Raw genomic sequence first — 24,969 nt, forward strand, 5'->3', positions numbered from 1 at the left:
GAAAGGGCCGCAAAGCGGCCCCAAAAATAGGTCAGACGATACGGACTTTGAGGGCACGACCCTTGATCTTGCCGCTGTTCAGCCGCTGCATCGCCTGCTTGGCCACCGCCCGCTCCACGGCCACGAACGCCACGAAATCGAAGATGGCGATCTTGCCCACCTGCTTGCCTGGCAACCCGGCATCGCCGGTCAGCGCGCCGAGGATGTCGCCCGGGCGCAGCTTGTCCTTGCGCCCGGCGCCGATGCACAGGGTGGTCATCGTCGGCAGCAGCGGCTCGCCGCCCTTGCTCTTGAGGTTGTCCAGCTGTTCCCAGCGCAGCGGCTTGTTCTGCAGGTCCTCGATGGCCTGGGCGCGGTGGCCTTCGGCAGGGGCCACCAGGCTGATCGCCACGCCCTTCTCACCGGCGCGACCAGTACGGCCGACGCGGTGCACGTGGATCTCGGCGTCACGGGCCAGCTCGACGTTGATCACCAGGTCCAGGCCGTCGATGTCCAGGCCGCGGGCGGCCACGTCGGTGGCCACCAGCACCGAGCTGCTGCGGTTGGCGAACATCGTCAGCACCTGGTCGCGGTCGCGCTGCTCCAGGTCGCCGTGCAGGGCCTGGGCGACGATGCCCTTGGCGGTCAGGTGGGTGACCAGGTCCTCGCACTGCTGCTTGGTGAAGCAGAACGCCACGCAGGACTGCGGGCGATAGTGGCCGAGCACGCGGGTCACCGCTTCCAGGCGCTGCTGCGGGTCGATCTCGATGAAGCGCTGTTCGATCTGGCTGTCGCTGTGCAGCGCCTCGACCTTGACCTGCTGCGGCTGGCGCATGAAGTCCTTGGCCAGTTGCTCGATGCCGGCCGGGTAGGTGGCGGAGAACAGCAGGGTCTGGCGGCGCGACGGGGTCTTGCCGATGATGCTGGCGATGGCGTCGAAGAAGCCCATGTCGAGCATGCGGTCGGCTTCGTCCAGGACCAGGGTGTTGAGACCGTCGAGCACCAGGGTGCCTTTGTCCAGGTGCTGCTGGATGCGCCCCGGGGTGCCGACGATGATGTGCGCGCCGTGTTCCAGCGAGGCGATCTGCGGGCCGAGCGAGACGCCGCCGCACAGGGTGAGGATCTTGATGTTGTCCTCGGCGCGGGCCAGGCGGCGTAGCTCCTTGGCCACCTGGTCGGCCAGTTCGCGGGTCGGGCACAGCACCAGGGCCTGGCAGCCGAAGTAACGTGGGTTGATCGGGTTGAGCAGGCCGATGCCGAAGGCGGCGGTCTTGCCGCTACCGGTCTTGGCCTGGGCGATCAGGTCCTGGCCCTTGAGGATGACCGGCAGGCTCTGGGCCTGGATCGGCGTCATCGAGGCGTAGCCCAGGGCGTCCAGGTTGGCCAGCATGGCGGCGGACAGCGGTAGGGTGGCAAAAGCGGTGTTTTCAACGGTCACGAGGCGGGCCTGCGGTGCGAAGCGAAAAATGCCGCATAGTCTACCAGCCTCAAAGCCATTCGCCCTACGACTCGACGTGATGTTCCGGACGACGGGCGCGCCTTCCGTCCGTCGGCGCCAGTTGCAGGAAGATCGCCGCCGCCAGCATGGCCATCACGCCGATGGTGACGAAGGTCAGTTGGAACGCGCCCAGCGTGCTCTCCACGCCATCGCCGCTGCCGGCCGCGGTGAAACCGCCGAGCAAGGCGCCGGCGCAGGCCACGCCCAGGCTCAGCGACAGTTGCGCGACCACTGACAGCAGGCTGTTGCCGCTGCTGGCGCTGGCGTCGTCGAGGTCGATCAGCGTCACCGTGTTCATTGCCGTGAATTGCATCGAGTTGACCGCGCCCAGCAGCGCCAGTTGCCCCAGCAGCACGGCATAGGGCGTCTGCTCGTCGACCAGCCCCAGGCTGGCCAGCAGCAGGCCCAGCAGCAGGGTGTTGCCGGTCAGCACGATGCGGTAGCCCAGGCGCTCGATCAGCGGCCGGGCGATGGACTTGGCGAGCATCGCCGCCGCCGCCAGCGGGATCATGCTCATGCCGGCCTGGGCCGGCGAGTAGCCCAGCGCCACCTGCAGCAGCAACGGCACAAGGAAGGGCAGGGCGCCGCTGCCCAGGCGGGCGAACAGGTTGCCGAGAATGCCGATGGCAAAGGTCCGTACGCGAAACAGCGAGGGCGAGAACAGCGGCTCCGGGTCACGCCCGGCGCGCAGCCAGTAGGCGGCGAGGCAGGCCATGCCGGCGAACAGCAACAGCATCACCCGCAGGTGTGGCAGGTGCAGTTCGCCCAGGCCTTCCATGGCGATGGTGATCAGCACCATCGCCGCGCCGAACAGCAGGAAGCCCGGGCCATCGAAGCTGGTGCGTTCGGCGCCGCGCAGGTCGGGGATGAACTTCCACACGGCGTAGCAGCCCAGTGCGCCCACCGGCAGGTTGATCAGGAAGATCCAGTGCCAGCTGAGGATCTCCACCAGCCAGCCACCCAGGGTCGGGCCCAGCAGCGGGCCGAGCAGGCCGGGGATGGTGATGAAACTCATGATCCGCACCAGTTCCGAGCGCGGGTAGGCGCGCAGCACCACCAGGCGCCCGACCGGCAGCATCAGCGCGCCGCCCAGGCCCTGGATGACCCGGGCGAGGATCAGGAAGCCGAGGCTGTTGGCCATGGCGCACAAGAGCGAGCCGAAGCTGAACAGCAGGATGGCGCTGAAGAAGATGCGTTTGGTGCCGAAACGGTCGGCGATCCAGCCCGAGGCCGGGATCAGCAGGGCCACGGTGAGCATGTAGGCGATGATCACCCCCTGCATGCGCAGCGGGTCTTCGGCCAGGGAGCGGGCCATGGCCGGCAGCGCGGTGTTGAGGATGGTGCCGTCGAGAGACTGCATGAAGAAGGCGATGGCCACCACCCAGGGGATCCAGCGGGCGGTGACGGGGTCCAGTGGTGCGCGATCGGACATCAGCTACCTCTACGTTTTGTGTTGCCTGTGCCGACCTCTTCGCGGGTAAACCCGCTCCCACAGGGTTATCGACAAACCTGTGGGAGCGGGTTTACCCGCGAAGAGGTCGGTCCTGCGGATCACAGTGTCAGGGTCAACCCCTTCAGCAACGCCCCCGGCAGATGACTCGACCCGGTGCTGCGCTGCCCGTAGGTGCTGGTCGAGAGGATCATCTCGCGCTCCTGGGTCAGGTCCTCCAGCTGGCTACCCAGCAGGTTGTACAGGCTGTCGTCGAAGCGCATGGTGCTTACCGGCCCCTGGATCTGGCCGTTTTCCACCCAGAAGGTGGCGAAGCGGGTCAGCCCGGTCATGCGCGCGGCGGGCAGGTCCGAGTAGTTCAGGTACCACAGGTTGCTGATGTACAGCCCGGTGCCCAGACGCTCCAGCACCTCTTCGCCGGGCAGGTTGCCCGGGGCCAGGCTCAGCGCGCACGGTGACTCATGGCTGTCGGCGCCATTGGCCTCCTGGGCGAACTCGGCGGCGCTGCGGGCGCTTACCAGCCGCTCCAGCGCACGGCCTTCGCCGATCAGCAGCAGGTCGCGACGGGGCGAGCCCTCGTCGGAGAACGCCGGGCTCAGCGAGCCGCTGACCTGCTCGCTGAAGCTCACTTGTGGGCTCAGTTGCGCGTCGCCGTTGTACAGGCGCTGCAGCGGGCTGTTGCCCGTGGCCAGGGCCTGGGCGGAGAAACCACCCCAGCAGAGCATGCCAGCAATCTCGTCCATCGCCGCCGGCGCCAGGTAGGCACGGTAGCTGCCGGGCTTGAGGGTGACGGCCGGTCGGCCCAGATGCTCGAGCTGTTCGCGGGCCTGGCGCAGGCGCGCGGCGAAGGTCTCGCCGCTCCAGGCCTGCCCGGCATAGTTGGCCTTGACCGCCTGGCCGTTGGCGTGGAACAGGCTCCAGTCGAAGTTGAAGCTGTTGGCCTGGTGCCAGCCGAAGGCCCCGAAGGAGCTGGCGAAGCCCCGGCAGATGGGGCCGGCGGCGTAGATGCCGACCAGGTCCAGGTCACCGGCGTCGTGTTCGACCAGGGTCAGCACGTCATCCAGCTCGGGCAGTGGCTGCTCCAGCAGACTGTGGCTGTGCCAAGCGCTCTGATCGAGGCTCAGGTACGGGTCGACCGGCAGCAACGGCAGGGTCTGACGCAGTTGCCCGAGGCCGTCGTGCAGGCGCTGGCGATCCAGCCCGGCGTCATCGCCCAGGGTGATGTGCTGCTCGGCCTGGCGGCCGTCGCGGATCAATCGCAACTGCACGCTGGCCTGGGCGACCAATCCGGCCTGGCGCACCTTGGCATGGTTGAAGCGTACAAACTGCGAATGCTCGGCGTTGTAGCCGAGGGTGAACTGCTCCTCGGGCAGCACCGCGTCGCGAAGGGCGCCAAGCAGGTCCTCGAAGCGTTGTTGATACGTGCTCATCAGGCGTCTCCCCCGAATACGTCGATCTGGCGGAACACGCAGGCGGGCGATGCGTGACCGACCCGCACCACCTGGTTGGGCTCGCCCTTGCCGCAGTTGGGGGTGCCAAGCACCTGGAAGGTGCTGCTGTCGCCCACGGCCGAGAGGTTGCGCCAGAAATCGGCGGAGATGCCCCGGTAGTTAGGATTCTTGACCACGCCCTTGAGCTCGCCGTGCTCGATCAACTGCCCCCACTCGCAACCGAACTGGAACTTGTTGCGCGCATCGTCGATGGACCAGGAGCGGTTGGTGCGCATCAGGATGCCGTGCTCGATGCCACTGACCAGTTGCGCGAGCGACTGGTCGCCCGGCTCGATGTTGAGGTTGGCCATGCGGTCGATCGGCGCCCGATTCCAGCCGCAGGCACGGCTGTTGGCCACGCCGTCCAGGCCCGAGCGCAGCTGTGACAACGCGCCGCCCAGGGGGCGAACCAGCAGGCCGTCGCGGATCAGGAACTGCTTGCTGGCCGGGGTGCCGTCGTCATCGAAGCTGTAGCTGGCCAGCTCCTCGCGAAGGGTCGGGTCGAAGGTCACGTTGAGCAGCTTCGAGCCGTATTGCAGATGGCCGAAGTCGCCGGCTTTGACGAAGCTGGTACCGGCGTAGTTGCGCTCATCGCCCAGGATGCGATCCAGCTCCAGTGGATGGCCGATGGACTCGTGGATCTGCAGCATCATCTGGTCGGGCATCAGCAGCAGGTCGCGCCGGCCACTCGGGGTATTGGGTGCCAGCAGCAATTGCAGCGCCTCGTCAGCCACGCGGCGGGCCGCGCCGACCAGGCCGCAGCGCTCGATCACCTCGACGCCGCCCTGTTGGCCGAAGTTCTCCCGGCCCAGGCTGCGGCTCTGGCTATCCTGGCCGTCGCTGGCGGTGACACCCAGGCCCGGGTAGACGAAGCGCTGGGCATGGCGCAGCTCGGCGCCGGCGGAGTTCAGGTAGGTCTGCTCGACCACGCTGATGCCAAGGCTAGCCTGCCAGTCCACCAGGCGTTCGTCACGTGGCACGCTGGCCGATTCGGCGGCCAGCAGGTCCAGGCAGTCGGCGAGGTTGGGCAGGGGCTGTTCGAAGTTGGGCGAGACATGGTCGTGGCGCCCGTCCGGGGCCGGCTGGCCGCTCAGGTCGAGCAGGCTGCTGGCCTTGATCCGCCGGGCCAGCGCCTCGGCCTGCTCCAGGGCGCGTTGCAGCCCGGCCTGGGACAGGTCGGCGGTGGCCGCGTAGGCCTCGACGCCATCCACCCGCACGGTGAGCATGGCGCCTTCGTCCTGGCTGAAGAAGGGCGGCTCGGCGACGTTGCGCCGTACCGACAGTGACTGGTGCGATTGTTTCACATGGCGAAGCGAGAACAGTTCGGCCGTGCTGCGCAGCGCGGCAAAGCGCTGGCGCAGCAGGGTGCTGGAGTCGAACATGGAAATCTCCGTGTGTGCGGTGGCTCCCCCTAGAACCACCCCTCTTGCATCGCGAGGCAGGTGTCGTCGCGGGCCTCGAGCAAAGCGAGGTCATTATGGCAGCCCGGCACCTCCCAGGTGAGGAAATAACGCGCGGCCTGGAGCTTGCCCTGATAGAAGTCGCGGTCGCTGCCCTTGAGCAGGCCGACCTCGGCATGAATGGCCTGCTCCAGCCAGCGCCAGCCGATCACGCAGTGGCCGAACACCTTGAGGTACAGCGCCGAGTTGGCCAGCGCGCCGGCGACCTTGCCGGCGGCCAGGTCGCCGAGCAGGGCGAGGGTCACGCTTTGCAGGCGATTGACCAGGTGCTCCAGGGGCTGGCGCAACGGATCGAGGTTCGGGTGATGGCTGGCGCGCTCGCAGGTGCCGGCGATCAGGCGAATCAGTTGCTTGAGCCCGGCGCCGTTGTTCTGCGCCAGCTTGCGCCCGAGCAGGTCGAGGGACTGGATGCCCTCGGTGCCCTCGTGGATCGGGTTGAGACGGTTGTCGCGGTAATACTGCTCGACCGGGTATTCGCGGGTGTAGCCGTGGCCGCCAAGGATCTGGATCGCCAGTTCGTTGGCTTTCAGGCAGAACGCCGAGGGCCAGGACTTGACGATGGGGGTGAGCAGGTCGAGCAGTTCCAAGGCTTGCCGGCGAGCCTCAGCATCCGCGGCGGTGTGGGTGTCATCGAACAGCCGGGCAGCGTACAGGCCCAGGTCGAAAGCACCCTCGACGTAGGCCTTCTGTGCCAGCAGCATGCGCTTCACATCGCTGTGCTCGATGATCGGCACGGCGGGGCTGTGCGGGTCCTTGTTGTCCGGCAGGCGGCCCTGTGGACGTTGACGGGCATAGTCCAGGGAATACAGGTAACCGGCGTAACCCAGCATCACCGCGCCCATGCCGACGCCGATGCGCGCCTCGTTCATCATCTGGAACATGCAGGCCAGGCCCTGGTGCGGTTGGCCCACCAGGTAGCCGACGCACTGGCCGTTGTCCCCGAAGTTAAGCGCGGTGGAGGTGGTCCCGCGCCAGCCCATCTTGTGGAACAGCCCGGCCAGCAGCACGTCGTTGCGTGGCCCCAGGCTGCCGTCGGCGTTGACCAGGTACTTGGGCACGATGAACAGCGAGATGCCCTTCACCCCGGGCGGCGCGTCCGGCAGCTTGGCCAGGACCATGTGCACGATGTTCTGCGAAAGCTCGTGGTCGCCACCGGAGATGAAGATCTTGTTGCCCTTGAGCTGGTAGGTGCCGTCGCCCGCGGGTTCGGCGCGGGTGCGGATATCGGCCAGCGACGAGCCAGCGTGGGGTTCGGTCAGGGCCATGGTGCCGAAGTAGCGGCCCTCGATCATCGGTTGCAGGAACAGGCGTTTCTGTTCGTCGCTGCCGAAGCTCTCGATCAGGTTGGCCGCGCCCATGGTCAGGAACGGGTAGGCCGTGGTGCCGGCGTTGGCGGCCTGGAAGTGGGCGAAGCAGGCCTGCGATACCAGGCTGGGCAGCTGCATGCCGCCGACTTCGAAGTCGCGGTTGGCGTTGAGAAAGCCCGCTTCGAGGAAGGCGTCGACCGCAGGCTTAACGTCCGGGATCAGCTCGGCGCGGCCGTCCACGTAGCGCGGCTCATTTTCGTCGCCCTTGCGGTTGTGCGGGGCGAAGTACTTTTCGGCAATGGTACGGGCGGTGGTCAGCGCCGCGTCGAAGGTCTCGCGGCTGTGCTCGGCGAAGCGCGGGCGCTGGGTCAGGGCTTCGGCGTCGAGGACTTCGTAGAGTTCGAAGGCGAGGTTGCGGCTGCTGAGGAGTTGCTCGGACATGGCGGCATTCCTGGTTCGGGATGCAGCGAGTCTAGGCAAGGTAATAGGGCAGGGGACAGGTTAATTGGTTTGGGTGATATGGGGGCAGAAGTTGCCATCGCCCAGGCCGTCTTTGGGTTGCGCCGGGCAGTATGGGCGTAGGTGTTACCCGTCGCAAAGCCTTGTCACGCAATTGCACTTATATCGATATCGATATAGTTTTATCTTTGCCGCTCATGGAGAGCTTACGTCTCCGATAAGGACAAGCCAGGCGAGTGCATTGGCGGGAGCGTGCAGGATGCATGATGGGCAAAAGCCAATCGAATGGTTGGGTAGCAGCAAGCAGGACCTGCGGGACTTTCCGATTGTGGCAAGGCAGCGGGCCGGGTATCAGCTGGAGCTGATCCAGGACGGTGAGGCCCCCTTCGACTGGAAACCAATGGAAAGCGTTGGGCCTGGGACGCGGGAAATCCGCATCAAGTGTCAGGACGGGGCGTTTCGGGTGTTCTACGTCGTGAGTCGACCAGAAGCGGTTTATGTCCTGCACGCGTTTCGCAAGACGACCGAGAAGACGGAAAAGCGCGATATCGATCTGGCGAAAGCGCGATACAAATTGTTGGGCGCCTGCTGAGCTGGAGTCGACAGTGTTTGAACGAGATGGATGCACAGAGGGATTTGCGATGACAAACGAACGCTCCACTTCGGTATGGGATGCGCTGTTCGACTCACCGGAAGAGGCCGAGAACCTGCGGCTTCGGGCGAAGCTGATGAGGGTGTTGGCCAGGATTGTCCGGTCCTGGGATCTGCCGCAGAAAGACGCAGCACGGCGACTGCATCTGACTCAGCCACGCTTGAGTGACTTGCTCAATGGCAAGATAGACAAGTTCTCGCTGGATGCACTGGTGAATATTCTGGCGAACGCCGACCTGGAAGTTGACTTCACGGTGAAAAAGAAATCGGCCTGATGGCTGTTTTGGCCTCAAATTAATCGCAGCTTTCCAGTCGCACCTATGGCTCGAATGGCCGAGCCGCAGTGCGTTTCCTACGCAGATTCCAAGACTTTCCCTATTCCATGTAGTCCAATTCCCAAACATACTCCCAAGCCCTTTCAAGCCATTGCGGTGCTCCGGGTTGGCCTCTAGTCTCGGACGGTCGCTGCACAATCAGCGACCGGCTTTGACAGGCCGATTATCAAGAGCTTACTCAACGGCTTTGCCCTTTATGGCGGCTGTATGTGGGGCACTTCGCGTGCGCCGGGGTTTTGCTCTTGCTGACCGGTCTGTCAACCCATATACAGCTGCCACCTTCTTGTTTGACAGCAACGGGTGGTGGTCCCACTTGATCAGCAAGAGGTAGCTATGTTGAAGATTGTCCCCGATCCCCCCCACAACCCTCATTCCCTCGAAGACACCCTCATCCAGGCCACCGAGTACGCCCTGTGCGCCTTGACCGTGGCCCATCACGCCGTACAGCTCAAACCCAGGTCGCCGGCTGCCGTGTTGATGATGGCGTCGATGCATGAAATGGAATCGCTGCGTGTGTTGCTCGAAGCGGCGTTGATCCAGGTGCAGATGCCGGCGCAGGCGCCGACGTTGCATTAAGCCCAATCGCGGGGCAAGCCCGCTCCCACGCAGCCGAGGCCTACTGAGTTCTGGCGTGGGAGCGGGCTTGCCCCGCGATGGCGTCCGCACAGGCACCAACCATTTCAGGGAGATAATCATGACCACAGAAGACACCCACACCACCGCCGGCAAGACCAAGTTCTACCAAGGCGAAGGCATGACCGACCCGCTGTTCTGCATCGAGCCCGGCATCCCCTGCCAGGACGCCCGCGATCAAGCGTCGGAGCTGATGGGCTGCGTGCGCGACCTGACCATCACCGGGATCATGGAGGAAAAGCCCCAGTTGCTCTGGGCGTCGTATTACCTGAGCGCCCTGGCCAAGGCATTGATGGATGATGCCGAGCTTGGCATGAAGCACTGAGACTTGTGTTGTCAGTGCCGGCCTCTTCGCGGCACAAGGCCGCTCCTACAGGCACTGCGCCAACCTGTGTAGGAGCGGCCTTGTGCCGCGAAAGGGCTGCGTAGCAGCCCCAGGATTTCAGCATTGATGCAAAGATTGCTGGGGCCGCTCAGCGGCCCTTTCATAGAGGGACCGTTCTAGGTTGAGAAATCTCGGCAAGACAGTTGCTCCCACAAAAAAGGAGAGCCTGAGCTCTCCTTTTCCTGTTCAACGACCGTCAGTGTCAGCCGATGGTCATCAGGCTGGCGTTACCGCCCGCCGCCGCGGTGTTAACACTCACCGCCCGCTCGATCACCAGGCGTTCCAGGGCGATCTGGTGATCGCCGCTCGACAGCCCGTGCACGCCGACGATCGCCCCGGCACGCTTGGCCACCTGCTCGCAGACGCCGCGCAACTGGTCGGAGTGACCGTGGTGGATGACCGCGTCGAAGGCCACGTCATCCTTGCTCCAGTCGGCCGCCAGCTTGATCTTCGCTTGCAGCTCCTTCGGCAGGCGGCCGCGCACGGTCTTGGCCGGCTCGCCGTCCTGGAACACCGCCGAGCTACCCACGGCCAGTACCGCCGCCAGCTGGGCCAGCAGGTCGGCCTCGTTGTCGGCCAGGCACAGCACGTGCTCGCGTGGCAGCACGCTGTAGGTGTTGCGCTCGCCGGTCGGGCCTGGCAGCACGCGGGTGATGCCGCTCTGCGACTGCTCGGCGAACTGCTCGCACAGCGCGGCCAGGTCGCTCATCTGGCTGCTGGCCGCCCAGGTCTTGAGGGTGGTCAGCGGCTTGAGCTGCTGGTCGCGCAGGGTGGTGTCGGCCTGGCTGCGCGCATCGTCGGCCTGGAAGTGGCGGGCGATGGCGTCGGCCGGGCGGGTCGACAGCAGGCGGTACAGGTACAGTGGGCCACCGGCTTTCGGGCCGGTGCCCGACAGGCCTTCACCGCCGAACGGCTGCACGCCGACCACGGCACCGACGATGTTGCGGTTGACGTACATGTTGCCGGCGTTGACGTTGTCCACCACCTTGGCGATGGTCTCGTCGATGCGGGTGTGCACGCCCAGGGTCAGGCCGTAGCCGGAAGCGTTGATCTGCTCGATCAGCTGGTCCAGGTCCTTGCGGTTGTAGCGCACCACGTGCAGCACCGGGCCGAAGATCTCGCGCTTGAGCTCGTCGAAGCTTTCCAGCTCGATCAGGGTCGGCATCACGAAGGTGCCGCGCTTGATTTCCTCGCCTTCGGCGATGGCCACCTGGTAGACGGTGCGGCCTTTGTCGCGCATGCCCTGGATGTGCTTCTCGATACCAGCCTTGGCTTCGGCGTCGATCACCGGGCCGATGTCCACGGACAGGCGCTCCGGGTTGCCCAGGCGGCTTTCGGCCATGGCGCCCTTGAGCATCTCGATCACGCGGTCGGCGGAGTCTTCCTGCAGGCACAGCACGCGCAGGGCCGAGCAACGCTGGCCGGCGCTGTCGAATGCGGAGGACACCACGTCGATCACCACCTGCTCGGTCAGCGCCGAGGAGTCGACGATCATGGCGTTCTGGCCGCCGGTTTCGGCGATCAGCGGGATCGGGCGGCCCTGGTTGTCCAGGCGGCCGGCGATGTTGCGCTGCAGCAGGCGGGCGACTTCAGTGGAACCGGTGAACATCACGCCCTTGACGCGCTCGTCACCGACCAGGCCGGCACCGACGGTTTCGCCCTGGCCTGGCAGCAGTTGCAGCACGCCTTCGGGGATGCCGGCTTCCAGCAGCAGGCGCACGGCCTGGGCGGCGACCAGCGGGGTCTGTTCGGCCGGCTTGGCCAGTACCGGGTTGCCAGCGGCGAGGGCCGCGGCCACCTGGCCGGAGAAGATCGCCAGCGGGAAGTTCCACGGGCTGATGCACACCACCGGGCCCAGCGGGCGGCAGCTGTCGTTGCGCAGGTCGTTGCGTGCCTGCACCGCGTAGTAGCGCAGGAAGTCCACGGCCTCGCGCACCTCGGCGATGGCGTTGGCGTAGGTCTTGCCGGCTTCGCGCACCAGCAGGCCCATCAGCGGCTGGATGTCGGCTTCCATCAGGTCGGCGGCGCGTTCGAGGATCGCGGCGCGCTCGGCCGGCGGGGTGGCCTGCCAGATCGGCGCGGCGTTCAGCGCGCACTGGATGGCGTTGTCGACGTCGGCGACGGTGGCTTCCTGCACATGACCCACGACATCGCGGTGGTCGGCCGGGTTGAGCACCGGCGCGGCCGGCTGTTCGCTGGCGGCGCAGCCCAGCAGCGGGGCGGCTTTCCAGTCGTTGTGGGCGGTGGCCAGCAGGGCGCAGGACAGCGACGCCAGGCGGTGTTCGTTGGCCATGTCGATGCCGGCCGAGTTGGCCCGCTCGCTGCCGTACAGTTCACGCGGCATCGGGATGCGCGGGTGCGGCAGGCCGATGCTGCCCTCTTGGGTGCCCATGCGCTCGATGCTGGCGACCGGGTCGGCGACCAGTTCCTGGATGGAGATCGAGTGGTCGGCGATGCGGTTGACGAACGAGGTGTTGGCGCCGTTTTCCAGCAGGCGGCGGACCAGGTAGGCCAGCAGGGTCTCGTGGGTGCCGACCGGCGCGTACACGCGGCACGGACGGTTCAGCTTGCCCTCGGAAATCTTGCCCACGACTTGCTCGTACAGCGGTTCGCCCATGCCGTGCAGGCACTGGAACTCGTACTGGCCCGGGTAGTAGTTCTGCCCGGCGATGGTGTAGATGGCCGACAGGGTGTGGGCGTTGTGGGTGGCGAACTGCGGGTAGATGGCTTCTGGCACGGCCAGCAGCTTGCGGGCGCAGGCGACGTAGGACACGTCGGTGTACACCTTGCGGGTGTAGACCGGATAGCCTTCCAGGCCCTCGACCTGGGCGCGCTTGATCTCGCTGTCCCAGTAGGCGCCCTTCACCAGGCGGATCATCAGGCGGTGACGGCTGCGCTTGGCCAGGTCGATGACGTAGTCGATCACGTACGGGCAGCGCTTCTGGTAGGCCTGGATGACGAAGCCGATACCGTTCCAGCCGGCCAGCGACGGCTCGAAGCACAGGCGCTCGAGCAGGTCCAGCGACAGCTCCAGGCGGTCGGCTTCCTCGGCGTCGATGTTCAGGCCGATGTCGTACTGCTTGGCCAGCAGGGTCAGCGACAGCAGGCGCGGGTACAGCTCGCTCATCACGCGTTCGTACTGGGCGCGGCTGTAGCGTGGGTGCAGGGCCGAGAGCTTGATCGAGATGCCCGGGCCTTCATAGATGCCACGGCCGTGCGAAGCCTTGCCGATCGAGTGGATCGCCTGCTCGTAGGAGGCCAGGTATTTCTGCGCGTCGTGCTCGGTCAGCGCGGCTTCGCCGAGCATGTCGTAGCTGTAGCGGAAGCCCTTGGCTTCGAACTTGCTGGCGTTGGCCAGGGCCTCGGCGATGGTCTCGCCGGTGACGAATTGCTCGCCCATCAGGCGCATGGCCATGTCGACGCCCTTGCGGATCATCGGCTCGCCGCTCTTGCCGATGATGCGGGTGAGCGAGGAGGTCAGGCCGGATTCGTTGTGGGTGCTGACCAGCTTGCCGGTCAGCAGCAGGCCCCAGGTGGCGGCGTTGACGAACAGCGACGGGCTGTTGCCCAGGTGCGGCTGCCAGTTGCCGGTGCTGATCTTGTCGCGGATCAGCGCGTCACGGGTACCTTTGTCGGGGATGCGCAGCAGCGCTTCGGCCAGGCACATCAGCGCCACGCCTTCCTGGGACGACAGCGAGAACTCCTGCAGCAGGCCCTGGACGATGCCGGCACGGCCGCCGGCGCTCTTCTGGTTGCGCAGCTTGTCGGCCAGGTTCGCGGCCAGCTTGTTGGTGGCTTCTGCCTGGGCGGCCGGCAGGCGTGCCTGCTCCAGCAGCATTGGCACCACTTCCTGCTCGGGGCGGCGGTAGGCGGCAGTGATCGCCGAGCGCAGTACCGACTGCGGCAGGATGCTTTCGGCGAACTCCAGGAAGCACTGGTGGGCGTGGTCGGCGGCGACTTCGCCGGCGTCATCGCCAGCGGCGGCATGGCCGTTGAGGTCGTTCAGGGTGGCGCCACCCTCGAGCTTCTCGAGATAGTTGAAGATCGCTTGCTTGATCAACCAGTGCGGCGTGCGGTCGATGGACTGCGCAGCTGCTTTGAGTCGCTCACGGGTCGGGTCGTCGAGTTTGACCCCAAGGGTGGTCGTCGCCATTTCTTATCCTCGTTATTGGCCACGGATGTGACCTAAGCTGAAGGCAAGATTAGCCTGTAGGACAATTCGGGTGCAACCGGGTGCAACCCGAATTCTTCACGGTAAAGGTGCAACTCGTCTGAAGGCTGTTTCCTTACAGCCAAAACGGTCTTTTTTACTGCTTTTGCTTATGTAAAACGCTATGTTTGCTCCGAAAAGGAGCAAAAAAGGGGCTTTATCCGAAAAGCCATGGCTGGGTGCAACTTGCAAATGAAAAATGGTTGCACCTCGTTCATGTTGTTGCATAGGATGCGCCGCCTGGGTGCAACCGTCGTGCGCGGCGGTCGCAAGAGATAAAAACAACGCCAGGGCACAACTCATGGGCAATCCACTAACGATCACCTTCGTGGTCTACATTGCGGCAATGGTGCTGATCGGCTTCGCCGCCTATCGCTCCACCAAGAACCTTTCCGACTATATTCTCGGCGGCCGTAGTCTCGGCAGCGTGGTCACCGCGCTTTCCGCCGGCGCATCGGACATGAGCGGCTGGCTGTTGATGGGCCTGCCGGGCGCCATCTACTTCGCGGGCCTTTCCGAGGCCTGGATCGCCATCGGCCTGACCGTCGGCGCCTACCTGAACTGGCTGTTCGTCGCCGGCCGTCTGCGCGTGCAGACCGAGCACAACGGTGACGCCCTGACCCTGCCGGACTACTTCTCCAGCCGTTTTGAAGACCAGACCGGTCTGCTGCGGATCATCTCGGCGATCGTCATCCTGGTGTTCTTCACCATCTACTGCGCTTCCGGCATCGTCGCCGGCGCCCGTCTGTTCGAAAGCACCTTCGGCATGTCCTACGAGACCGCTCTGTGGGCCGGTGCCGCGGCCACCATCGCCTACACCTTCGTTGGTGGCTTCCTGGCGGTGAGCTGGACCGATACCGTGCAGGCCTCGCTGATGATCTTCGCGCTGATCCTGACCCCGATCATCGTGCTGATCTCCACCGGTGGCTTCGATACCACCTTCCTGGCGATCGAGGCGGTGAACCCGGCTCACTTCGACATGTTCAAGGGCGCGACCTTCATCGGCATCATCTCGCTGATGGGTTGGGGCCTGGGCTACTTCGGCCAGCCGCACATCCTGGCGCGCTTCATGGCCGCCGACTCGGTCAAGTCGATCGCCAACGCCCGCCGCATCTCCATGACCTGGATGATCCTGTGCCTGGCCGGTACCTGCGCCGTCGGTTTCTTCGGCATCGCCTACTTCTCGGCGCATCCTGACCTGGCGGGTCCGGTGACCGAGAACCATGAGCGCGTGTTCATCGAGCTGGCCAAGATCCTGTTCAACCCATGGATCGCCGGTGTGCTGCTGTCGGCCATCCTGGCCGCGGTGATGAGCACCCTGAGCTGCCAGCTGCTGGTGTGCTCCAGCGCCCTGACCGAGGACTTCTACAAGTCGTTCCTGCGCAAGAATGCCTCGCAGACCGAGCTGGTCTGGGTCGGTCGCCTGATGGTCCTGGCCGTTGCCTTGATCGCCATCGCCATGGCCGCCAACCCCGAGAACCGCGTGCTGGGCCTGGTGGCCTACGCCTGGGCCGGCTTCGGTGCCGCCTTCGGTCCGGTGGTGCTGATCTCGGTGCTGTGGAAGGGCATGACTCGCAACGGCGCGCTGGCTGGTATCGTGGTCGGTGCGCTGACCGTGATCCTGTGGAAGAACTACGTGGACATGGGTCTGTACGAGATCATTCCGGGCTTCCTGTTCGCCAGCATCGCCATCTTTGTGGTGAGCAAGCTGGGCAGCCCGTCGAACAGCATGGTTTCGCGTTTTGAAACTGCTGATGCGGCGTACCACGCTGACAAGTAACGCCTGCTGAATCGGCGTTATCCCTATCGCGGGGCAAGCCCGCTCCCACGTGTCCTCGGGCATTTGTGGGAGCGGGCTTGCCCCGCGATGCTTTTTGCCGGCTGCAAGGCAAGGTAAACTTGGCGCCCCCGCAGGAGTCCTCATGAACTATCGTCACGCCTTCCACGCCGGCAATCACGCCGACGTCCTCAAGCACATCGTGCTCACCCGCCTCATCGCCCTGATGTCGCGCAAGGAGCAGCCGTTCGCCTACATCGACACTCACGCTGGCCTGGGTCTCTACGACCTGCAGGGTGACCAGGCGAGCCGTACCGGCGAATACCTCGAGGGCGTGGCCCGCCTGTGGAACCGCGACGACCTGCCGGAAGCGGCCGCAGACTACCTGCGCATCATCAAACGCCTGAACCCGGATGGCGAGCTGCGCTACTACCCGGGCTCGCCCGAGCTCGCGCGCCGCCTGATGCGCCAGCAGGACCGCGCCTTGCTCAACGAGAAGCACCCTGAAGATGGGGCGCTGCTCAAGGAGAACATGAAGAAGGATCCGCGGGTCACCGTTCACCTGGGTGAAGGCTGGCACATCCCGCGGGCGCTTCTGCCGGTGCAGGAAAAGCGCGCCATCATGCTGATCGACCCGCCGTTCGAGCAGGCCGACGAGCTCAAGCGCTGCACCGTGGCCATGAAAGAGGCGATCGGTCGCATGCGCCAGACTGTCGCGGCGATCTGGTACCCGATCAAGGACCAGCGCTCGCTGACCCGTTTCTACCAGGACCTGACCAGCACCGGCGCGCCGAAGCTGCTGCGGGTCGAGTTGTACGTGCATCACCAGGACAGCCCACAGGGCCTGAACGGCTCGGGCCTGGCCATCGCCAACCCGCCTTGGGGCCTGGAAGATGAGCTCAAGACGCTGCTGCCGTGGCTGGCCAAGGAGCTGGCGCAGACCGCCGGCAGCTTGCGCATGGACTGGCTGATCGCCGAATAACCCGCACGAACCCTGTAGGAGCGGCCTTGTGCCGCGAAAGGGCTGCGCAGCGGCCCCGGATTTCATATGCGCCGCTGAAATTGCCGGGGCTGCTTCGCAGCCCTTTCGCGGCACAAGGCCGCTCCTACAAGGGGGCGGTGTGTCCGCCATCTTTGCGTTATAATCCCGCCCTTTAGCCGCCATCCGCCCGAATGGCCGTTGGCGCACTTCATACCGATTTGAGAGGCTAGACCCTTGGCACTGACGATTCTTGGCCTGTCCGGCGCCCTTAGCCATGACCCTTCCGCGGCCCTGTACATCGACGGCAAGCTGATTGCCGCCGCCGAAGAAGAGCGCTTCGTGCGTGACAAGCATGCGAAGAACCGCATGCCCTACGAGTCGGCGAAGTTCTGCCTGGAGCAGGCCGGCATCAAGCCGTCTGACGTCGACGTGGTGGCCATTCCGTTCGCCCCGATCAGCCTGTTCGGCAAGGCCCGCTGGCACTACGCCAAGCGCTACTGGTACGCCCCGGACCGCGCCCTGGACGCGCTGCTGATGGGCAACCGCCGCTACAAGCGCTACCGCAAGAAGATCGTCTGGTGCCTGGAGCAACTGGGCTTCGATCCGAAAAAGATCAAGATCGAGCCGGTCGAGCACCACCTGGCCCACGCCTCCAGCGCCTACCACTGCTCGGGTTTCAAAGAGAAAACCGCGATCCTCGGTATCGACGGCAAGGGCGAGTACGCCACCACTTTCTTCGGCTACGGCGAAAACGGCAAGATTCACAAGATCAAGGAATTCTTCGATCCGGACTCGCTGGGTGGCCTGTATGGCGCGATCACCGAGTTCCTCGGCTTCGAAATGCTCGATGGCGAGTTCAAGGTCATGGGCATGGCGCCGTATGGCGACGCCAGCAAGTATGACTTCTCGCGCCTGGCCAGCTTCGAAAACGGCGAGCTGGTGATCAACACCGAATACGCCAACGTTATCGGCCTGCGTCGCTATAAAGAGAAGGGCAAGGGCTTCTACTTCTCGCCCAAGCTGATCGAGTGGCTGGGCCCGAAACGTGAAGGCGACATCGCCGACGAGCCGTACATCCACTACGCCGCCAGCATGCAGGCGCTGTTCGAGAAGCTGGCCCTGCAGATGATCGACCATTACCTGGGCGACACGCTGAAAGAGACCGGCAAGCTGGCCTTCGCCGGCGGTTGCGCGTTGAACGTCAAGCTGAACCAGAAGATCATCGCCCGTGATGATGTGAAGGAGCTGTTCGTCCAGCCGGCCTCCGGCGACGCCGGTACCGCCGTTGGTGCGGCCGCCTACGTTTCCCACGCCCGTGGCGTGCCGGTCGAGAAGATGGAGCATGTCTACCTCGGCCCTGCGTATTCCAACGAAGACGTGATCGCCGCCTGTGCCCGTCACCCGAGCCAGCCGAAATGGCGCAAGCTCGAGAACATGCCTGAGCAGATCGCCAAGATCATGGTCGATGGCAACCCGGTGGCCTGGTTCCAGGGGCGCATGGAATTCGGTCCGCGCGCTCTGGGCGGTCGTTCGATCATTGGCTGCCCGAGCGTGGAAGGCGTGGCCGACCGCATCAACCACCAGATCAAGTTCCGCGAACGCTGGAGACCTTTCTGCCCGTCGATGCTCGACACCGTCGCGCCGCAGATGATCAAGATCGATCACCCCGCGCCATTCATGACCTTCACCTTCGAAGTCGCCGAAGAGTGGAAGACCCGCGTGCCGGAAGTCGTCCACGAGGACGGCACTTCGCGCGCCCAGGTGCTCAAGCGCGAGTACAACCCGCGCTACTACGACATGATGAAGGCGCTGGAAGACCTGACCGGCAACGGCGTGTCGCTGAACACCTCGCTGAACCGCCGTGGCGAACCGATGATCTGCTCGCCGACCGACGCCCTGAACATGTTCTTCGGCTCGGACCTGCAGTACCTGATCATGGAAGACATCCTGGTGGTCAAGGAAGGCGCCGCGCCGTATGACCAGCCGCTCTGAACCGCGCATCCTGCAGTTCTGCCATGGCTATGACGGGCCGTTCCTCGATTGTGCCCGTCAATACGCCAGCCTGTTCCAGGGCAGCGGCTACAAGGTCACTACCGTGTTCCTCACCGGGGCAGCCGACGCGAAAGTAGCGGCTGGCTGTGCCTCGGACGAGGTGCTGTTTCTCGAGTTCAGTTCCAAGGCCGTGCGCGGCCTGAAGCTGGGCGCGATCCGCGCGCTGCGCAAGATCGCCGCGCAGCGCAATTTCAGCTTTTGCATCGCCCACCGCTTCAAGCCGATCTATGTTGCGCTGCTGGGGACCGGCTTGCCGGTAATCGGCGTGCACCATGCCTTCGGTGATTATGAGCGCAAGGGGCGGCGGCTGTTCGCCAACCTGTTCCGCAAGCGCCTGAGCCTGCTCGGTGTGTCGGATGCGGTGCGCGACGACATGCGACGCTGCCTGGGCCAGTGGCCGGCCGAGCGTATCCAGACTTTGTACAACCGCATCGATGTCGAGGCACTGCAGGCCAGCCTGGTGCCGCGTGACGAGGCGCGCCGGGCCTTGGGCCTGGATGAACGTGCCTGGGTGGTCGGTAACGTCGGTCGCCTGCATCCGGACAAGGACCAGGCCACGCTGCTGCGTGGTTTCGCCGAAGCCTTGCCGGGGTTGCCGGCCGGTGCACGCCTGGCGATCCTGGGCAAGGGGCGCCTCGAGGCGAAACTCAAGGCCCTGGCTGCCGAGTTGGGCATCGCCGGGCAGGTCGACTTCCTCGGCCAGGTGCCGGATGCACGCCGCTATTTCCGCGCTTTCGACGTGTTCGCCCTGAGCTCCGACCATGAGCCGTTCGGCATGGTCCTGCTCGAAGCCATGGTCGCTGGCGTGCCGGTGCTGGCCACCGCCTGTGGCGGCGCCCGGGAAGTGGTCGAGGGTGTGGGTGTGCTGTTCCCGCTGGGCGATGCCGCGCAGCTGGCCCAGGGCTTGAAGCACATGGCCGGACTGGACGCGCAGCAGCGCGAGGCATGCGCCGGGCATATGCTGCAGCGCCTGCAGCAGCGCTTCAGTGACTCGGCAGTGCGGGATGCCTTCTGGCAACTGCCGCACGTCCGCGCGCTGATGGCGGAGGCCTGATGCTCAATCATCTCAAGGCCTGGCGTGAACGCGGCTGGCAAGTGATCGATGCGGCCGCCTACAACGAAGCCTGGCAGCGTTTTGGCGGCAGTGTCGCCACGCACCCGTTGGTGATCGAGCAACTGGCGGACCTGGCCGGGATCCCGGTGCGTTACCTGGGCTGGTTCCAGGGCGCCGAGCTCAAGGCCGCGCTGCCAACCTGGGGGCGCCACCTGGCGCTGTCCAAGGACGTGCTCAAGCGTGAAGGCAAGAAAGGCCTGTTCGACCTGGGCAATGCCGAGATCATCCTGCCAGCCGCCGCCGATGCCGGGGCGCCACTGCGCCACGCCGGTCGCTACCTGTCGGAGTTGAACCAGGGCCGTTTCGCCGGCCTGAAGGCACAACCTGAGCAGTTGGCCATGGCGCGGCCCCATGAAGATCTGTCGAAGAAATTCCGCTACAACCAGCGTCGTGAGCTGCGCCTGCTGGAAGAGGCGGGTGGCCAGGTGCGACCGATCGGCGATTTCACTGCAGCCGAGACCGCCGCGATGTACTGTGACTTGTTCCAGCGTCGCTGGGGCTTCCCGGCCACCGGCGCGGCCCGCATGGCAGAGGTGGTCGAGCGCCTGCGCGAGCTGCTGATCGGTTCGGTGCTGTTCCTTGAAGGGGCGCCCATCGCCATTCAACTGGTGTATCGCGTCGAGGCGCCGCAATGGATCAGCGTCGAATATGTAAACGGCGGTGTCGATCCAGAGACCAAGGCTTTCAGCCCTGGTAGCGTATTGAGCTTCCTCAATACCCAGGCCGCCTGGGAGGATGCCAATACCCGCGGCAAGGCGCTGCGGTTCTCGTTCGGTCGGTCCGACCGGGAGTACAAGGATCGTTGGTGCAACCCCGTCAACGTCTTCCAGGTCTGAACATGAGCGCCAACAAACAGCAACTGCTCAAACGCCATCGCAAGCGCAAACGGGTGATCCTGCTGCTGGCGCTGGTCGTGCTGCTGTTCTCGGCGCTGTGGGCGCTGTGGCTGCCGCCCGTGCTCGCGGTGCTGCTGTGGGTGGCTCATGAGGCCTGGTTTTCCGACCACCTCTTCTATGTGCCGGGCAGCGACTACCAGTACGACCTGCAAGCCAGCGAGCGTCATGCGCTGCGCAGCCAGGGTGGGGTGCTGGCCTTGCCGGGCGATTGCACGCTGGACGGTAGCGAGACCCTGTTGTTGCGGGTGAGCCTGCGCGCCGGCTGGTTGGGGCGGCTGTTCGATCCGGCAGTACGTATCGACGGTGGTGTCGCCGATTACCAGGCCTTCGAGCGGGGTGTGAGAGGTGTGCGCTACCTGAACCTGAGCGGGCAGGCCGAGGCGCTGAACGCCGGACAGTTGCGCCTGAGTGGTCGCCATTGTCGCGTAGCACCCGAGATGGAGTTGCTGGTGCTGCGTCACCCCGACTACCTGGCTGGCACCCTGATGGTTATCGCCCCTCATGCCGACGATGCCGAGCTGGCGGCGTTCGCTGCCTATTCCCAGGCGAAGAGCAGCTGGATCGTGACCCTCACCGCTGGCGAGATCGAGAACGAGTACTACCGCGACACCTTCGGCCTCGACCTGGTCGAGGCGGCCCGGCTCAAGGGCCAATTGCGCAGCTGGGACAGCGTCGCCGTGCCGCGTTGGGCCGGCGTGCCTTCCAGTCAATCCGTGCAGTTGGGCTATTTCTGCATGCAGTTGCCTGCCATGCAGGCCGAGCCCGAGGCATCGATCCCGTCGCGCGAGGCGGACCTGGCCGACACCCGGCCATTCCGTCGTTTCAACGAAGTCGCGTTGCAAAGCGATGCCGATGGCCGGCCGAGCTGGACCAACCTGGTCCAGGACCTGCGCGAACTCATCGAGCGCGCGCGTCCGGCAACCATCGTGATGCCGCATCCGACCCTCGATCCGCACCCGGACCATGTGTGTGCCCATGACGCCTTGCAGCAGGCGTTGCAGAGCGCCGACTGGCGGCCTGAAACCCTGCTGTTCTACGCCAACCACCTGCACGACAATGACCGTTGGCCGATGGGTGATGCCGGTACCGGTGTACCTTTGCCACCCTTCTTCGATGCCGGCATGCCCATGCGCCCTTGGGTGCTTGGGGTGGATGCGCAAGAGCAGAGGCAAAAGGCCATCGCTTTGGGTATGATGCACGACCTGCAGCCTGCGGCCCCGCTCAAGCGCCGAATCCGTCGCTTCCTGCAGCGCTGCCTCGCCGCCCGGCGCTGGCCCGCATTCGGTGAAAATGAATTCTTCCGCAAGGCCGTACGGCGCCACGAACTGCTGTGGGTCGGCACAATGATCGACAAGAGAGAACCACGGTGAAAGTCCTGTTCCTGGTCCAGAAAGAGCAACGCGCCATCCTGGACCGTCTGTACGAAGGCATCGCGGCCGACTGCGAGTGCGATATCCGTTGGTTGACCGGTGACGAGCAGGCCGATCTGCGCAGCTATTTCCGCGAGCATGTGCAGGTCGAGCAGTACGACCGCATCCTGTTCTTCCTGCGGTTCAAGAAAGAGATCCGCCAGGCACGCTTCATTCGGACGATCCCGAACCTGGTGATCCTCGAGCACGACGCCTACCAGAATTACATTCCCTGCAAGTACACCGGCAAATTCAGCGAGTACTACCGCCAGCTGCCATGGGCGCGCATCATCACCTCCGGCGCAGTGGTCACCCGACGCCTGCGCGACGAAGGCTTCGACGCGATCTTCGTGCCCAAGGGTTACGACCAGGCGCTGCTGCGCAATGAAAACCATGAGCGTGATATCGAGTTGGCGTTCGTCGGCAGCCTGCGCAGCGTGGCCTACTCCGGGCGCAAGCAGATGCTCGAGTCGATTGCGGCGGTGGAAAACCTGCTGATCACCCGTACCAAATCCGGCGAGGAGTACAGCCGGACTCTCAGCCGCATCCGCTTTTTCGTCAGTGCCGACGTCGGCATGGGCGAGTACATGATCAAGAACTTCGAAGCCATGGCCTGTGGCTGCGTCCTGTTCGCCTATGACCAGGGCGAGGAAGAGAACCAGGCGCTGGGCTTCGTCGACATGCACAATATCGTGCTCTACCGCGACCTCGAGCAGTTGCGCGAGAAGCTCGCCCGGCTGCGTGGCGATCTCGCCCTGGCCGAGCGTATCTCGCGCAATGGCCAGCAGTTGGCCGAGCAGCGCTATACCTTCCACGCGCTCGGGCAGGCGATCACCGAGGCCATGCGCGCGCCGCTGCGCCCGGCCGCGAAGCCTGGCCTGCTGGAGCGTGTGCTGCTGGCCATCGGCCTGTCGCGTTAAGCCCTACACACATCGAGGAAGCCATGATCTTCAGTGAAAACAGCGAGATCACACTGGTGGTGACCAGCTGTGGTCGATTCGAACTGCTCAAGCGCACGCTCGAAAGTTTCGACCGCTACAACACGGCGCCCATCCGTGAAGTCTTCATCACCGAAGACTCCGGTGACGAGGCAGTGCGTGGCTGCATCCCGGAACACTGGCGCGAGCACACCACCTTCATCGTCAACAATCCCAAGCTTGGGCAGTTGCGCTCGGTGGACGCCGCCTATTCGCAGATCAAGACCTTCTGGGTGTTCCATTGCGAGGATGACTGGGCCTTCTATCGCCCGGGCTTCATCGAGGAATCCCAGGCACTGCTGGAGGCCGACCCGCAAGCGTTGCAGGTCTGGCTGCGCAGCTTCAATCATGACCTGCAGGTGCACAGCCCCTATGTGTTCCTGGAGGAGCGCCAGGTGCTGCAGGGCATCGCTTTCCACAAGCTGGGCTCGCACAAGGCGGAATGGCAGGGGTTCTCGTTCAACCCGGGCCTGCGCAGGCTGGCCGACTACCAGGCACATGCACCGTACGCCTCGCATTCCGGCGAGAAGAGCTTGTCGCGGTTGTACGCCGAGCGCGACCGCTATGCGTTGATCCTGGAGAACGACGCCGTGCTGCATACCGGTTTCGGCGAGCATGTGGAAATGGCGGAAGAGAAAATCAAGAAGGCACGGCGCAAGCGCATGGATCGCATTCGTCTGTTGGGCGTGCTGGTTATCGGACTATTGCTGGGATGGGTGTTGAAGGATGTTTGAAGGGATTGGTAACGACAACCGCACGAGCAGGCGTTACTTCAGCGCTGCGCTGATCGCGTTCCTGGCCAGCTTCGTGTTGATGGCCTCATCGAAATGGACCAACAACATTTTCTACGCCTTCATCGCGTTGCCTGGCCTGGTGTTCCTGGTCAAGGAGCGTGGCGCGGGGCTGTTTGGCGACAAGCTTGGGCTGGTGTGGCTGGTATTCCTGCTGTGGTTCCTGGTACCCGCAGCGATTGCTGGCGATGGGCAGTTCTACAAGCACATTGCTTATGTAGCGCTCTTTGTCTTTGCCGTGGCAGGGCTGACGAATCAGGGCTTCTTCCGCTCTGAAGTGTTCGCGCGTGCGCTGTTCTGGATCATCTGCCTTTACATTTTCGGCTATTCGGCGTTTGCCTACCTGACCGGCATCTACGCCTTGGGTGAGCGGGTCAGCCTGATGCCCGCGCGCATGCAGAACGTGATCTACACCAGTATATGGCTGCTCTGTGCGCTGGCGCTGGCCATGCCGGGGTGGTTGCACCGTCGTCGCTGGGTCGAAGCGTTTGCCGCCGTGGCGCTGTCGGTGGTGGCGATTACCTTCGTCCTGCAGACGCGTACCGCGATGGTCGGCGCGGCGTTCCTGTTTGCCGCCTGGGCGTGCTGGGCGCTGTGGCGCTTCCCGCGCGTGGCCGGCAGTTGGCTGCTGGTATTCGCGGTACTTGGCGGCATCGCCCTCTGGTTGGTCAAGGACATGGCCTGGTTCCATTCGCTGTTCGAGCGCGGTGATTCCTATCGTGGCGAGTTGTTCCACGTGATGGTCGGCGAGTGGCAAAACTGTGGCTGGATGGTCGGCTGCGGCGTCGAGTTCCATACCGACAAGCTGCTGAGCGGCTTCATGCCGATCCAGCATCCACACAATATCTTCGTTGCCCTGGGCCTCTACACCGGTGGCGTCTCGCTGGTCCTGTTCCTGGTCATCGTGGTGATGACCCTGGTCCAGGCCTTGCGCCTTCGTGACCCTTGGGGCATGTACCTGGCCTGTGCCCTGGTGATGCTCAACTTCGATGGCAGCAAGCTGATCGGCAACCCTGACGAGCTGTGGCCATTGGTCCTGTTGCCGGCAGCCATGGTGCTTGGCCGTGGGTTGCAGCAGCGACGTTCGAGCTGATGATGAAGATGGCCGCCTCCG

General features: G+C 64.6%; 20 protein-coding genes. 13 read left to right on the forward strand and 7 right to left on the reverse strand.

The window, feature by feature from the left end; all coding sequences use genetic code 11:
* Positions 1 to 31 precede the first annotated feature (31 nt).
* The 5 genes from dbpA to POF53_RS14485 all read right to left on the reverse strand — a co-directional run bounded on the left by dbpA (position 32) and on the right by POF53_RS14485 (position 7,625).
* Positions 32 to 1,417 carry an ATP-dependent RNA helicase DbpA gene (gene dbpA, locus POF53_RS14465; RefSeq protein ID WP_203648235.1) on the reverse strand — a complete coding sequence of 462 codons (1,386 nt, stop codon included), beginning with the start codon at positions 1,415 to 1,417 and terminating at the stop codon, positions 32 to 34.
* A 64-nt stretch (positions 1,418 to 1,481) separates the two neighbouring features.
* On the reverse strand, positions 1,482 to 2,909 hold the full coding sequence (mdtD, locus tag POF53_RS14470) for a multidrug transporter subunit MdtD (protein WP_203648234.1): 1,428 nt from the start codon (positions 2,907 to 2,909) through the stop codon (positions 1,482 to 1,484).
* Positions 2,910 to 3,028: 119 nt separating this feature from the next.
* Positions 3,029 to 4,357 carry a TldD/PmbA family protein gene (locus POF53_RS14475; RefSeq protein ID WP_254464088.1) on the reverse strand — a complete coding sequence of 443 codons (1,329 nt, stop codon included), beginning with the start codon at positions 4,355 to 4,357 and terminating at the stop codon, positions 3,029 to 3,031.
* The gene (locus POF53_RS14480) at positions 4,357 to 5,799 is read right to left on the reverse strand and encodes a TldD/PmbA family protein (protein ID WP_254464089.1); all 1,443 of its coding nucleotides are present in this window, start codon (positions 5,797 to 5,799) and stop codon (positions 4,357 to 4,359) included. The genes POF53_RS14475 and POF53_RS14480 overlap by 1 nt, the downstream gene beginning before the upstream one ends.
* Positions 5,800 to 5,828: 29 nt before the next feature.
* Positions 5,829 to 7,625 (reverse strand): acyl-CoA dehydrogenase, encoded by a 1,797-nt coding sequence (locus POF53_RS14485; RefSeq protein ID WP_254464090.1) that lies wholly within the window; start codon positions 7,623 to 7,625, stop codon positions 5,829 to 5,831.
* Between the two features lie 277 nt (positions 7,626 to 7,902).
* Between POF53_RS14485 and POF53_RS14490 the strand changes: the two genes are divergently transcribed.
* The 4 genes from POF53_RS14490 (at position 7,903) to POF53_RS14505 (ending at position 9,587) form a co-directional block, all read left to right on the forward strand.
* The gene (locus POF53_RS14490; RefSeq protein WP_203648230.1) at positions 7,903 to 8,235 is read left to right on the forward strand and encodes a type II toxin-antitoxin system RelE/ParE family toxin; all 333 of its coding nucleotides are present in this window, start codon (positions 7,903 to 7,905) and stop codon (positions 8,233 to 8,235) included.
* Between the two features lie 49 nt (positions 8,236 to 8,284).
* Positions 8,285 to 8,569, forward strand: coding sequence for a helix-turn-helix domain-containing protein (locus tag POF53_RS14495; protein ID WP_110734806.1), 285 nt, complete (start codon positions 8,285 to 8,287; stop codon positions 8,567 to 8,569).
* 393 nt (positions 8,570 to 8,962) lie between these two features.
* Positions 8,963 to 9,205 (forward strand): hypothetical protein, encoded by a 243-nt coding sequence (locus POF53_RS14500; protein ID WP_046854291.1) that lies wholly within the window; start codon positions 8,963 to 8,965, stop codon positions 9,203 to 9,205.
* 118 nt (positions 9,206 to 9,323) lie between these two features.
* Positions 9,324 to 9,587, forward strand: a complete 264-nt coding sequence (locus POF53_RS14505) for a DUF3077 domain-containing protein (RefSeq protein ID WP_498968212.1) — start codon at positions 9,324 to 9,326, stop codon at positions 9,585 to 9,587.
* A gap of 262 nt (positions 9,588 to 9,849) precedes the next feature.
* On the opposite strand, the gene putA is transcribed toward POF53_RS14505, so the two are convergent.
* Both putA and POF53_RS14515 read right to left on the reverse strand, forming a co-directional pair.
* A complete protein-coding gene (gene putA, locus POF53_RS14510) occupies positions 9,850 to 13,800 on the reverse strand; it encodes a trifunctional transcriptional regulator/proline dehydrogenase/L-glutamate gamma-semialdehyde dehydrogenase (RefSeq protein ID WP_498968214.1) in 3,951 nt (1,316 codons plus the stop codon).
* Between the two features lie 96 nt (positions 13,801 to 13,896).
* Positions 13,897 to 14,160, reverse strand: a complete 264-nt coding sequence (locus POF53_RS14515; RefSeq protein ID WP_498968216.1) for a hypothetical protein — start codon at positions 14,158 to 14,160, stop codon at positions 13,897 to 13,899.
* Between POF53_RS14515 and putP the strand changes: the two genes are divergently transcribed.
* From putP to POF53_RS14560, 9 genes are all read left to right on the forward strand, one after another.
* Positions 14,159 to 15,637 carry a sodium/proline symporter PutP gene (gene putP / locus POF53_RS14520; RefSeq protein ID WP_232856301.1) on the forward strand — a complete coding sequence of 493 codons (1,479 nt, stop codon included), beginning with the start codon at positions 14,159 to 14,161 and terminating at the stop codon, positions 15,635 to 15,637. The two genes, POF53_RS14515 and putP, sit on opposite strands and share 2 nt — an antisense overlap.
* A gap of 142 nt (positions 15,638 to 15,779) precedes the next feature.
* Entirely contained in the window at positions 15,780 to 16,616 is an 837-nt protein-coding gene (locus POF53_RS14525; RefSeq protein WP_203648224.1) for a 23S rRNA (adenine(2030)-N(6))-methyltransferase RlmJ, read from the forward strand.
* 234 nt (positions 16,617 to 16,850) lie between these two features.
* The gene (locus tag POF53_RS14530; RefSeq protein WP_028688304.1) at positions 16,851 to 18,608 is read left to right on the forward strand and encodes a carbamoyltransferase family protein; all 1,758 of its coding nucleotides are present in this window, start codon (positions 16,851 to 16,853) and stop codon (positions 18,606 to 18,608) included.
* Positions 18,592 to 19,722, forward strand: coding sequence for a glycosyltransferase (locus POF53_RS14535; RefSeq protein ID WP_232856302.1), 1,131 nt, complete (start codon positions 18,592 to 18,594; stop codon positions 19,720 to 19,722). Before POF53_RS14530 ends, POF53_RS14535 begins: the two co-directional genes overlap by 17 nt.
* Positions 19,722 to 20,618, forward strand: a complete 897-nt coding sequence (locus POF53_RS14540) for an antimicrobial resistance protein Mig-14 (protein WP_232856303.1) — start codon at positions 19,722 to 19,724, stop codon at positions 20,616 to 20,618. Before POF53_RS14535 ends, POF53_RS14540 begins: the two co-directional genes overlap by 1 nt.
* Positions 20,619 to 20,620: 2 nt before the next feature.
* On the forward strand, positions 20,621 to 22,048 hold the full coding sequence (locus POF53_RS14545; protein WP_203648220.1) for a PIG-L deacetylase family protein: 1,428 nt from the start codon (positions 20,621 to 20,623) through the stop codon (positions 22,046 to 22,048).
* On the forward strand, positions 22,045 to 23,007 hold the full coding sequence (locus tag POF53_RS14550; protein ID WP_203648219.1) for a glycosyltransferase family protein: 963 nt from the start codon (positions 22,045 to 22,047) through the stop codon (positions 23,005 to 23,007). Before POF53_RS14545 ends, POF53_RS14550 begins: the two co-directional genes overlap by 4 nt.
* A 23-nt stretch (positions 23,008 to 23,030) precedes the next feature.
* A complete protein-coding gene (locus POF53_RS14555; RefSeq protein WP_203648218.1) occupies positions 23,031 to 23,798 on the forward strand; it encodes a glycosyltransferase family 2 protein in 768 nt (255 codons plus the stop codon).
* Positions 23,791 to 24,948 carry an O-antigen ligase family protein gene (locus POF53_RS14560; protein WP_232856304.1) on the forward strand — a complete coding sequence of 386 codons (1,158 nt, stop codon included), beginning with the start codon at positions 23,791 to 23,793 and terminating at the stop codon, positions 24,946 to 24,948. The genes POF53_RS14555 and POF53_RS14560 overlap by 8 nt, the downstream gene beginning before the upstream one ends.
* Positions 24,949 to 24,969: the final 21 nt, after the last annotated feature.

It is taken from the genome of Mitsuaria sp. RG, from assembly GCF_028369275.1.
Classification (GTDB): Bacteria; Pseudomonadota; Gammaproteobacteria; order Pseudomonadales; family Pseudomonadaceae; genus Aquipseudomonas; species Aquipseudomonas peradeniyensis.